At 60.6% G+C, this 208-nt stretch carries 1 pseudogene; it reads left to right on the plus strand.

Annotated elements, in window-relative coordinates:
• A pseudogene (locus MD535_RS26095) lies at positions 1–208 on the plus strand (tandem large repeat); the annotation flags it as partial.

Genomic DNA, 208 nt, shown 5'->3' on the forward strand with positions numbered 1-208 from the left:
ACGGGCGTGGCGGTCACGGCGGATGGCAGTTGGAGCTTGAGCTTAGACATGAGTAGCTTGCAAGACGGCGCCATCACTTTGAGCGTGAGCGGCACCAACAACCTCGCCGCGGTTGCAACCACGCTGACAGACAGCAGCGTGTCGATGTCACGACTCAAACCCACGTTAACGGGGGCGACGTTTAACCCCACGCACCAAGCGATTGGCC

This window comes from Vibrio qingdaonensis, assembly GCF_026191675.1.
GTDB lineage: Bacteria > Pseudomonadota > Gammaproteobacteria > Enterobacterales > Vibrionaceae > Vibrio > Vibrio qingdaonensis.